The following is a 10,239-nucleotide window of genomic DNA, read 5'->3' on the forward strand; positions in this document are numbered from 1 at the left end:
TACTCAATAAAAAAACACTTAATTATGAACAATAAAAAGCCCCGCATGCTTACCATACGGGGCTTTTAGTTATTTTTTAGCTTTTTTGAGAAGACTTAATTCATCAGTTCGAGTAAGTCTTGTTCTGTTTTAATTTCGATACCCAGTTCTTGTGCCTTTGCGAGCTTCGAACCTGCATTTTCACCAGCAAACAAAATATCGGTTTTCTTAGAAACACTACCCGTCACTTTAGCCCCCAGTGCTTGGAGGGCTTCTTTGGCTTCTGTACGCCCCAGTTGAGAAAGTGTTCCCGTTAATACTACTGTTTTACCTTCTAATGGTAATTCCCCCACCTGCTCAGTAGTATTAATCTCTGGCCAATGAATTCCTTGTTCAAGCAAATCTTTAACCACCGCTTGGTTCTGTTCTTCACTAAAGAAAGTCGTAATATGTTGAGCAACCACAGCACCGATGTCTTGCACTTCAATCAACTGCTCTTCGGTAGCATTTTGGATCGCTCCCAACGTTTTAAAGTGCATTGCTAAGTTTGCTGCGGTTGCCTCGCCAACTTCACGGATCCCCAGTGAATACAAAAACCGAGGTAAAGTTGTTTCTTTGGATTTTTCTAACGCATTCACAATATTCTGCGCAGACTTTGGCCCCATGCGATCTAGTACGGTTAAAATCCCCGCTGATAACTTAAATAAGTCAGCAGGAGTTTTCACCATCTCACGATCAACAAGCTGCTCGATCACTTTATCGCCTAAACCGTCAACGTCTAACGCTTTACGAGAAACAAAGTGTTTTAGCGCTTGTTTGCGTTGGGCTTGGCAAACTAAGCCCCCCATACAACGTGTTACCGCTTCTCCTTCGATCCGCTCAACATGCGAACCACAAACAGGACACTGAGTTGGGAAAACAATATCTCGAGCTGTTTCTGGTCGACGCTCTTTGATGACAGATACGACTTGCGGAATAACATCGCCAGCACGGCGGATCACAACGTGATCACCAATCTTGACCTGCAGACGTTCTATCTCATCTGCGTTATGAAGCGTCGCATTACTTACCGTTACCCCGCCAACAAATACAGGCTCTAGTTTAGCAACAGGTGTAATCGCACCAGTGCGACCGACTTGGAACTCCACTTCATTCAGTGTCGTCATTTCTTCCTGTGCTGGGAACTTGTAGGCAATCGCCCAACGTGGAGCGCGAGCAACAAACCCCAGACGCTCTTGCACGGCAATATCGTCAATTTTAATAACGACACCATCGATCTCATAAGGGAGGGCATCACGACGCTGCAATATATCTTGGTAGTAAGCTTTTACATCCGCCAAGCTTTCAACTCGCTTAGTTTCCGGACACATTGGCAGTCCCCAAGATTTGATTTGCAAAAAGCGTTCGTAATGACTTGCTGCCAATTCTGCGCCTTGCACCACGCCTACACTGTATGCATAGAAGCTAAGCGGACGAGAAGCCGTAATACGTGAATCCAATTGTCGTAAGCTACCTGCCGCAGCGTTACGTGGATTAACAAAGATTTTCTCGCCTTTCTTCCTTGCTAATTCATTGAGCTTTTCAAACCCAGCTTTCGGCATAAAGACTTCACCACGAACTTCAAGACGATTTGGCCAGTCATTACCTCTGAGTTTTAAAGGAATGGCTTTAATCGTACGCACATTCTCTGTGATGTTTTCACCCGTAGTACCATCGCCTCGAGTGGCCGCCTGAACTAATACGCCATTCTCATATAACAAACTTACGGCGAGTCCATCCAATTTAGGCTCACAACAGTATTCTTTCACACTCTGGCTGCCCACGCGCTCTTGTGCGCGCTTGTGGAAACTATCAAGTTCACTATCATCAAACGCGTTATCAAGCGAAAGCATCGGTACTTCATGTGTCACTTGGCTAAACGCAGAGAGAGGTTGTCCACCGACACGTTGGCTTGGCGAGTCTACGGTTATTAAGTCAGGGTTCTCAGCTTCAATATCCAGTAACTCTCGCATTAAACGGTCGTACTCGGCATCAGGGATCTCTGGGTTATCTTCCACGTAGTAACGCACAGCGTGGTAATGCAACGACTCTTTTAGTTCTTCTAGTCGCTGAAGTACTGATTCAGACATAGTAAAGCCCCGTGTATTTTCAATCGGTGAGGTTGGGAAATCCAAGAAAAAGGGCTCCATCCGGAGCCCTATTATTATTTGCTGTTAAGATTATGCGTTAGCGGCATTAAACTCAACTATTTGACGTCGATAAGATGCTAAACGATCTGGCGTCATTAAGTTGCGCTGGTCATCAAGTACGTTACCACCTAAGTCATCAGCAATTTGCTGCGCAGTTCGGAGCATTAAGTTGAAGTTCTGTTCAGCCTCGCCATAACAAGGCAATGTCATGAAGAATGAAATACCCTTCGTTGTAAACTCAGCAGGATCAGCATGCTCAAACGTACCAGGGTGCATCATATTAGCGACGCTAAACAGCACTTTGCCGTTACCGGACAAGTCAACATGACGATGGAAAATATCCATCTCGCCATAAATTAGACCGTTTTGTTGCATACTTTCAAATAAAGCAGTACCAACAAATGGCTCTTCACCAGCACAGTGCACATTCAATACAATCACTTGCATTTCAGGTTCTGGCTCTTCCTTAGGCTCTGCAACGACAGGCTCACTAACCGTTTCGACTTGCTGTTCTTTCTCCGTAATATCAAACGCGGCGGGAATAACGTCTTCTTCCACAGCAGGCTGGAATGGCTCTTCAGCTACTGTTGCTTGAACAACAGGCTCAACGTCCTCTTCTTTATCTTTTTCTGCAACAAATGAAGGGATGTCATCCGGCTCCTGCTGCGTCTGTTTGACTTCAGATGGACCACCGAATAACGGGTCAGATTCAAACTTGTTGTCGAAAGAGCTCGCCATCCCAAAATCTGGTTCTTTGCGATCTTTGCGAATGATCTCAAAGTCATCTTCAGGAGCGGGAGCGAAGTCTCGCTCTTTCTCAACAAGATCATTTTTGTCTTCTTGGTCAACATCCAGCTTACCAAGTGGCTTGTTACCAAACTTTGCTTTGCCTTCTTTTTTACTGCTCCATAAACCATGAAACAGTAATGCCGCGATGGCTAATGCGCCAACAACAATGAGTACGAATCGCAATTCCTGCATTATTTACTCTCAATATACTTGTTTTTACTACTCGCAGTTCCTTGAGCAGCAACCCAAGTGCAATAAATCTGAATGATACGTTTACTTTACCAAAACTATATGTAGATTTAGAACAACTTAATGCAAGAAGTTCCGTTTTTTGTTGTGATTCTTGCCACGATTCCACTTAACAAGACGTCATTTGTCAGGGCATTGAAAGAAAAGTCCTCACAGGTACAATGAGTTTTCATTTACACGAAGCCAAAATAGACATGAAGCAAAACAATCAGCAGAGAACCGGGTTCGGTTATTTTCTATACGGGATACAATTGGCACTTGCCCCTAAAATCAGACGCTTTGTCATCTTACCTCTACTTGCAAATATCTTGCTTGTGGGTGGTGCCATCTTCTATCTATTTTCAAACCTTAATATATGGATCGAAGACTGGATTGGGCAGCTGCCTGAGTTTTTATCCTGGTTAACTTACATTCTTTGGCCTTTACTCGCTCTGACAATACTCGCTACCTTCTCCTATTTTTTCAGCACACTCGCGAACTTTATCGCCGCGCCATTCAATGGCCTCTTAGCTGAAAAAGTGGAAGAGTACTTAACGGGACAAAAAGTAAATGATGATGGTTTCACTGCCGTCCTGAAAGATGTTCCTCGCGTTTTAGCTCGTGAGTGGAGAAAGCTCCTTTACATCTTACCTAAAGCAATAGGCCTATTCCTGTTATTGCTCATCCCTGCCCTTGGACAAACAGTAGGACCATTTTTATGGTTTATCTTTACCGCCTGGATGCTCGCGATTCAATATTGTGACTACCCGTTTGATAATCACAAAATCCCATTTAACGACATGCGTTACAAATTGAAACAAAAGCAAGGTAAGGCCTATGGCTTTGGGGTATTGGTGTCTGTGTTTACGACGATCCCAATTTTGAACCTCATTGTCATGCCTGTAGCAATATGTGGTGCAACCGCTATGTGGGTCGCGGAGTTTAAGCACCAACGATAGTCGACTAGAGATTAAGGAAAGGGATCAGCGCCAGCTTTTCCCTTTTCTTTTATCAAGTTCTGGGCCAACCTAATAAGATATAACTTTTTAATCCTTTTCCCTTTTTTTCATACCGCATATTCTTCTATCCATATTCACACAACGTGTAATGAAGGAACATCACTATGAGCAAAATCTACGAAGATAACTCTCTTACTATTGGTAATACACCTCTCGTTCGTCTAAACAAAGTAAGCAACGGCAAAGTTCTTGCGAAAATTGAAGCGCGTAACCCTAGCTTCAGTGTTAAGTGCCGTATCGGTGCAAACATGATTTGGGAAGCAGAGAAAGCGGGGCTTCTTAAGCCAGGTGTAGAGCTTGTAGAACCTACCAGTGGTAACACAGGTGTTGCTCTAGCATTCGTAGCGGCCGCTCGCGGTTACAAGCTAACATTGACCATGCCTGAATCAATGAGCCTAGAACGCCGTAAGCTACTTAAAGCACTGGGCGCCAACCTTGAGCTGACTGAAGCGGCGAAAGGCATGAAAGGGGCGATTGCTAAAGCAGAAGAAATCGTAGCAAGCAACCCTGAGAAATACCTACTTCTTCAACAATTTGACAACCCTGCGAACCCAGAGATCCACGAAAAGACTACGGGCCCTGAGATTTGGGAAGCGACAGACGGTGAAATCGACGTATTCGTTGCTGGTGTCGGTACGGGCGGTACTATCACAGGTACAAGCCGTTACATCAAAGGTGAAAAAGGCAAAGCCATCACTTCTGTCGCAGTTGAGCCAGCAGAGTCTCCAGTTATTGCACAAGCACTTGCTGGCGAAGAAATCCAACCTGCTCCGCACAAAATCCAAGGTATCGGTGCTGGTTTTATCCCAGGTAACCTCGATTTAGACATTATTGACCGTGTTGAGCAAGTTACCTCAGAAGAAGCGATTGAGATGGCTCGTCGCCTAATGGAAGAGGAAGGTATCCTAGCTGGTATCTCATCAGGCGCAGCGGTTGTTGCAGCGAACCGACTTGCGGAACTACCTGAATTTGAAGGAAAAACAATTGTAACTGTCTTGCCAAGTTCCGGTGAGCGTTACCTAAGTACAGCACTCTTTGCAGGTATCTTTACCGAAAAAGAGAACCAACAATAATATGTGTTCAAATCAATTTTTAGTTTAAAAAAGCCCCGTTTAGGGGCTTTTTTGTTGATCCCTGCCCTACCTTTGGTAATATCAGGGTGTTTTATTTCTAGCTTCAAAATAAAGAAGCAGAACACAAAAAGGTTTCAAAGTGATTACGCACGCAAACAGTTGCGTAGTTACCAAACTTTTGACTAGTATCAGAACTGACGCGCTTTGAACTCTTCCCGTGCTAGCGCACAAGATGTAAAGCAGTTAAGCTAAAATCTGGTCACAAACTAACAAAAAAATACATTTATTGGGGTATATCACATGTACGAGAAGCAAGTAGAAATCACAGCAGAAAACGGCCTTCACACTCGTCCAGCTGCACAGTTTGTTAAAGAAGCGAAAGCATTCGACGCAGACATCACTGTGACTTCTAACGGTAAAAGCGCTAGCGCTAAGAGCCTGTTCAAACTACAAACACTAGGCCTAGTAAAAGGTACTCAAGTTACTATTTCTGCTGAAGGCCCACAAGCTCAGCAAGCAGTTGACCACCTAGTTGCTCTAATGGACCAACTACACTAATCCGGTCTCCTACTCCAGAAGCCATTTTGTGAAAGCAAAATGGCTTCGTTGGAAATAGGCTCAAAACTAAGCTAAAACTATTCGTTAGCGCACCCATTATTCTCCCGTTTTATAAAGTTGACCAAACTTAAGGTAAGGCTATGATTTCAGGCATCCTAGCATCTCCTGGTATTGCAATCGGTAAAGCACTACTACTTCAAGAAGATGAAATTGTCCTAAACACAAACACTATTTCTGACGATCAAGTAGAAGCTGAAGTTCAGCGTTTCTTTGACGCTCGTAACAAATCTGCAGCTCAGCTAGAAACTATCAAGCAAAAAGCGCTTGAAACGTTTGGCGAAGAAAAAGAAGCGATCTTTGAAGGTCACATCATGCTTCTTGAAGACGAAGAGCTAGAAGAGGAAATCCTAGCACTTATCAAAAACGACAAGATGACTGCTGATCACGCTATCCACTCAGTGATCGAAGAGCAAGCATGTGCTCTTGAGTCTCTAGACGACGAATACTTAAAAGAGCGTGCAACTGACATCCGCGATATCGGTTCTCGTTTTGTTAAGAACGCACTAGGCATCAACATTGTTTCGCTTAGCGATATCAACGAAGAAGTAATTCTTGTTGCTTACGACCTAACGCCATCTGAAACTGCACAAATCAACCTAGACTACGTGCTTGGTTTTGCTTGTGATATCGGCGGTCGTACATCTCACACTTCAATCATGGCTCGCTCACTTGAGCTTCCAGCTATCGTTGGTACTAACGACATCACGAAGAAAGTTAAGAATGGCGACATGCTGATTCTTGACGCAATGAACAACAAGATTGTTGTTAACCCATCAGAAGCTGAGCTAGAAGAAGCGAAAGCGGTTAAAGCAGCATTCCTAGCTGAAAAAGAAGAGCTAGCGAAACTGAAAGACCTACACGCAGAAACGACTGACGGTCACCGTGTAGAAGTTTGCGGTAACATCGGTACAGTGAAAGACTGTGACGGTATCCTTCGTAACGGCGGTGAAGGTGTTGGTCTGTACCGTACTGAATTCCTATTTATGGACCGTACTGCGCTACCAACTGAAGAAGAACAGTACCAAGCGTACAAAGAAGTTGCGGAAGCAATGAACGGTCAAGCTGTGATCATCCGTACTATGGATATCGGCGGCGATAAAGATCTCCCATACATGGATCTTCCAAAAGAGATGAACCCATTCCTAGGTTGGCGCGCTGTACGTATCAGTCTAGATCGTCGTGAAATCCTTCGTGATCAGCTACGTGGCATCCTACGTGCTTCTGCACACGGCAAACTGCGTATCATGTTCCCAATGATCATCTCTGTCGAAGAAATCCGTGAGCTTAAGAAAGCGATCGAAGAGTACAAAGAAGAGCTACGCGCTGAAGGCCACGCGTTCGACGAAAACATCGAAATCGGTGTTATGGTTGAAACTCCTGCTGCTGCTGCGATCGCACACCACTTAGCGAAGGAAGTGTCTTTCTTCTCTATCGGTACAAACGACCTAACTCAGTACACGCTAGCGGTTGACCGTGGTAACGAGATGATTTCTCACCTATACAACCCACTATCACCAGCTGTACTTACAGTGATCAAGCAAGTTATCGACGCTTCTCACGCAGAAGGTAAATGGACTGGTATGTGTGGTGAACTTGCAGGTGACGAGCGTGCAACACTTCTACTTCTAGGTATGGGTCTGGACGAGTTCTCAATGAGCGGCATTTCAATCCCTAAAGTGAAGAAAGTAGTTCGTAACTCTAACTTCGCAGAAGTGAAAGCAATGGCTGAAGAAGCCCTTTCTCTACCGACAGCAGAAGAAATCGAAGCCGTGGTAGAAAAGTTTATTGCTGAGAAAGCTCAGTAATCGGTAGTACCAAGTAATTCAATACTTAATGGCCATTAGACGGCGAAAAAAGTCGTCTAATGAGCTATATTGGTATACTATAATTCGACAGAATAAAACCAAACCTTAGGAGCATGACACAATGGGTCTGTTTGACAAACTTAAGAAGCTTGTATCTGATGACAGCGCTGACGCTGGTGCTATCGAAATCATCGCGCCACTTTCTGGTGAGATTGTAAACATCGAAGACGTGCCAGATGTTGTTTTCGCTGAGAAAATCGTTGGTGACGGTATTGCTATCAAGCCAGCAGGCAACAAAATGGTAGCTCCTGTAAACGGTACTATCGGTAAGATCTTCGAAACTAACCATGCGTTCTCTATCGAGTCTGACGACGGTGTTGAGCTTTTCGTTCACTTCGGTATCGACACAGTTGAACTAAAAGGCGAAGGCTTCACGCGTATCGCTGAAGAAGGTCAAACTGTTAAAGCTGGCGACACTGTAATTGAATTCGATCTAGCTCTTCTAGAAGAGAAAGCGAAGTCAACGCTAACTCCAGTTGTTATCTCTAACATGGACGAAATCAAAGAGCTAAACAAGCTTTCTGGTTCTGTAACTGTTGGTGAAACTCCAGTTCTACGTGTAACTAAGTAATTTTTACTTAATCGAACACGAAAAAAACGCTGCCATTGGCAGCGTTTTTTATTACCTGAAATTTTGTTTCTGATCGACTTACATCAATGAAATCCGCTCAGCTAAGTAATCCAAGTGCCGAACTCGGCCTTTGCTTTGCCTGAGCCAATAACGCAGTTGTCGCATCTTGGAGCACTTGAGAACGCACCATTTCCGTAGATTCTCTTGCGAAGTCTGTATCTCTTATTCGACTCTTGGATTCTGTAACACTCCGATTCACAGTATTTAAGTTATCCACCGAACCATTTACACGGTTCTGAAAGCTGCCAATTTCACTCCGGTGCGAATCAACATACTTAATTGCTGCATCAATCACCCCAATTGAAAGCTGCGCCTTACCTGCCGTCGACATATCGATGTCATCCATTGTGACTAATTGACCAGCGCTCACATCAAGCTCATCCGCTAAACTCCCTTCGAGAACCACACCCTCTGGCGCCTTCATCGTAGAAGCGAAGAATTGCAGTTCGTTGTTTTCCGTTACTGAAGCATTCACTATCGATTGTTGAGCATTGATGTAAGTGGCGACCTGTTCTATGCGGTCACCCAATTTGAGTCCAATGGATTCCGTTTGGGTTTGCCCTTTACTGTCTTGGTATTCGACTTTTAGGGTTTGGTTATCTTTAGTGACTCGCCAATCTTTATCGACCGCATCACCAACATAATGCTGCCCTCCCATCTCTGGGATATGGCTACGCATGTTACGTAACGTCAAAGAGATTGAATTAGCGTTCGCGCCAATATGGAAACTTTGTGAACCGTAAGATCCATCAAACAGGTTTTTATCCGCAAATGTTGTCGTGATCGCGACACGATCAAGCTCATCTTGCAGCGCTACGACCTCATATTGAATACTTTGCCGATCACTTGAGTCATAACTGCCGTTTGCTGCTTGAAGCCCCAGAGAGCGTAAGCGTTGCAATATGTCACTGCTTTCGTGCAATGCTCCCTCCGCTGTTTGAGCAACAGAAAAAGCGTCGTGCGCATTTCTTAAGGCGACATCAAGCCCTCTCGTTTGTACATGGAGAGTATTCGATATCTGTAAACCTGCCGCATCATCGCTCGCCGAGTTGATTCGAAACCCCGAAGTTAGGTTGCGTTGTGACTCAACATTTTGCGCAGCTGCTTGACTCAGGTGTCTCTGCGCCACCATCGCAGAAACATTGGAATTTAAAGAGATCATCTAATCGATATGAATGCCTTATCGAACATACTGTCAGGACACATCTGAATCGTTATAGCCAATAAGCAAAAAGCCAGGGATGAGCCTGGCTTTGGTTTCTTGCTTTGTTAAATTGATTAACCTAGCAGACTTAGCGCTGAGTTAGGCGCTTGTTTCGCTTGCGCAAGGATTGAGCTTGACGCTTGCGATAGAATTTGTGATTTGGTCATTGCCGTCGTTTCTTTCGCGAAATCTGTATCTTTGATACGGCTCTTCGACGCATTCACGTTCTCGTTAATGTTGTCCAAGTTGCTGATTGCGTGGTTGAAACGGTTCTGGAAAGCACCCAGCTCTGCGCGGTGGCTATCTACGTATTTCAGTGCCGCATCGATGATAGCAACAGATTCTTGTGCGCCACCAACTGAGGTTACGTCGATAGTATCTACTGTTACTTTTTTGCCTTCGCCTAAGCCTAGTTCACCAGATAGACCGCCTGAAAACTCGACCTCGCCCTCAACTTTGTTGTTGCCAGCGAAGATTTGCAGTTTACCGTCTTGGTCTACTGAGGCTTTCACTAGGTCAGTTTGGCCGTTAATGTAAGTCGCAAGCTCTTCGATATCGTCACCCGCCTTTGCGCTGATGTTGATTTCTTGCTCTTGGCCGTAGCTGTCCGTTAGGTTGATTTTTAGGTCGTTCTTACCTTCAGC

9 protein-coding genes are annotated in these 10,239 nt (G+C 44.6%); 5 read left to right on the forward strand and 4 right to left on the reverse strand.

Annotated elements, in window-relative coordinates:
• Positions 1-95: 95 nt before the first annotated feature.
• Positions 96-2,108, reverse strand: coding sequence for an NAD-dependent DNA ligase LigA (ligA, locus tag R7070_RS10760; protein ID WP_017819968.1), 2,013 nt, complete (start codon positions 2,106-2,108; stop codon positions 96-98).
• Positions 2,109-2,198: 90 nt separating this feature from the next.
• A complete protein-coding gene (gene zipA / locus R7070_RS10765) occupies positions 2,199-3,149 on the reverse strand; it encodes a cell division protein ZipA (RefSeq protein ID WP_085569971.1) in 951 nt (316 codons plus the stop codon).
• Between the two features lie 251 nt (positions 3,150-3,400).
• Here zipA and cysZ point away from each other — a divergent pair, with 251 nt between their 5' ends.
• From cysZ to crr, 5 genes are all read left to right on the forward strand, one after another.
• Complete coding sequence (cysZ, locus tag R7070_RS10770; protein WP_031780324.1) at positions 3,401-4,144, forward strand: sulfate transporter CysZ; 744 nt, start codon at positions 3,401-3,403, stop codon at positions 4,142-4,144.
• 164 nt (positions 4,145-4,308) lie between these two features.
• Positions 4,309-5,277 (forward strand): cysteine synthase A, encoded by a 969-nt coding sequence (gene cysK, locus R7070_RS10775; protein WP_047009545.1) that lies wholly within the window; start codon positions 4,309-4,311, stop codon positions 5,275-5,277.
• A gap of 300 nt (positions 5,278-5,577) precedes the next feature.
• Positions 5,578-5,835 carry an HPr family phosphocarrier protein gene (locus R7070_RS10780; protein ID WP_005382043.1) on the forward strand — a complete coding sequence of 86 codons (258 nt, stop codon included), beginning with the start codon at positions 5,578-5,580 and terminating at the stop codon, positions 5,833-5,835.
• A 140-nt stretch (positions 5,836-5,975) separates the two neighbouring features.
• Positions 5,976-7,700: a phosphoenolpyruvate-protein phosphotransferase PtsI gene (gene ptsI / locus R7070_RS10785; protein WP_005389298.1), complete on the forward strand. Its 1,725-nt coding sequence runs from the start codon at positions 5,976-5,978 to the stop codon at positions 7,698-7,700.
• Positions 7,701-7,821: 121 nt separating this feature from the next.
• Positions 7,822-8,331 (forward strand): PTS glucose transporter subunit IIA, encoded by a 510-nt coding sequence (gene crr, locus R7070_RS10790; protein WP_005382041.1) that lies wholly within the window; start codon positions 7,822-7,824, stop codon positions 8,329-8,331.
• A 97-nt stretch (positions 8,332-8,428) separates the two neighbouring features.
• Here the strand turns inward: crr and R7070_RS10795 are convergent, their stop codons facing one another.
• Both R7070_RS10795 and R7070_RS10800 read right to left on the reverse strand, forming a co-directional pair.
• The gene (locus R7070_RS10795) at positions 8,429-9,553 is read right to left on the reverse strand and encodes a flagellin (RefSeq protein ID WP_182039416.1); all 1,125 of its coding nucleotides are present in this window, start codon (positions 9,551-9,553) and stop codon (positions 8,429-8,431) included.
• A 116-nt stretch (positions 9,554-9,669) separates the two neighbouring features.
• A partial coding sequence (locus tag R7070_RS10800) for a flagellin (protein WP_206958538.1) occupies positions 9,670-10,239 on the reverse strand: 570 nt, incomplete at its 5' end.

This window comes from Vibrio sp. 1557 (assembly GCF_033340175.1).
In the GTDB taxonomy this organism is placed as follows: Bacteria; Pseudomonadota; Gammaproteobacteria; order Enterobacterales; family Vibrionaceae; genus Vibrio; species Vibrio alginolyticus.

Bases quoted from the DNA above. Each gene is read 5' to 3' on its own strand.
- ptsI (WP_005389298.1), top strand. From the start codon at position 5,976: ATGATTTCAGGCATCCTAGCATCTCCTGGTATTGCAATCGGTAAAGCA.
- cysK (WP_047009545.1), top strand. From the start codon at position 4,309: ATGAGCAAAATCTACGAAGATAACTCTCTTACTATTGGTAATACACCT.
- ligA (WP_017819968.1), bottom strand. From the start codon at position 2,108: ATGTCTGAATCAGTACTTCAGCGACTAGAAGAACTAAAAGAGTCGTTG.
- cysZ (WP_031780324.1), top strand. From the start codon at position 3,401: ATGAAGCAAAACAATCAGCAGAGAACCGGGTTCGGTTATTTTCTATAC.
- R7070_RS10780 (WP_005382043.1), top strand. From the start codon at position 5,578: ATGTACGAGAAGCAAGTAGAAATCACAGCAGAAAACGGCCTTCACACT.
- R7070_RS10795 (WP_182039416.1), bottom strand. From the start codon at position 9,553: ATGATCTCTTTAAATTCCAATGTTTCTGCGATGGTGGCGCAGAGACAC.
- zipA (WP_085569971.1), bottom strand. From the start codon at position 3,149: ATGCAGGAATTGCGATTCGTACTCATTGTTGTTGGCGCATTAGCCATC.
- crr (WP_005382041.1), top strand. From the start codon at position 7,822: ATGGGTCTGTTTGACAAACTTAAGAAGCTTGTATCTGATGACAGCGCT.